Origin of the sequence: Gillisella taibaishanensis (assembly GCF_001938985.1) — a bacterium.
In the GTDB taxonomy this organism is placed as follows: Bacteria; Pseudomonadota; Alphaproteobacteria; order Rhizobiales; family Rhizobiaceae; genus Allorhizobium; species Allorhizobium taibaishanense.
In genome coordinates this window covers 1-623 of the sequence record NZ_MKIN01000003.1, presented here as the reverse complement: position 1 = coordinate 623, position 623 = coordinate 1, and the positions used below count along the sequence as shown (strand labels likewise).

Below are 623 nucleotides of genomic sequence, written 5' to 3'. Positions count from 1 at the left end.
GCGGCATGGAGGACGGGCTGGCCGAGACCGATGAGGCATCGTCTTCGGTAGCCACGGTGGCGACGGGTGATTTGCAGGCCGTGCAGACGCAGGCCGCAGCCGTCTGATCCGGCAGAACACGCAACCGCGCTCACAGGAGGGGTCTATTGAGCACGACAATTTCATCCACCGCGACACCATCTTCCACCTATCCGGCCTCCACCTATCCGGAAAAACAGACGCCCAAGCTACCCGACGGCTTTGTCGCCGGACAGCAGGCCTCGCGTGAAGCAAGTCAGAAGCGATATGCCGAAGTGGCTCAGGCGGAGCAAGCGATCGCGGCCAACTCTGTGGAAGACCCCGTCTGGGCTACACTGACAATTGGGTCACAGACGGTCACCGTCGGACAGTACGGCTCCGTCACTTACACGTATAATGGACAGGGCGACAATTTTCTCCAAGCCGGCAAAGGCTTCGATCTCGACTGGGAAAATCTCGATACGCCGGAAGAGGTCGCCGAGGCCATCATGGCCAAATACGGCGGCACGCTCACCGCGAGTTCGGTCGAAAGCGGCAAGAAAAGCATGACCAGCGAGTTGATGAGCAAGATGTTCAGCAGCGATGCCCTGATCAACCGGATGTTC

Annotated in this window: 1 protein-coding gene; it reads left to right on the top strand. The window is 59.6% G+C overall.

From position 1 onward, the window contains the following. Nucleotides 1-146: 146 nt before the first annotated feature. Nucleotides 147-623: hypothetical protein (locus BJF91_RS00010; protein WP_075612454.1), on the top strand; the 477-nt coding region annotated here is incomplete at its 3' end.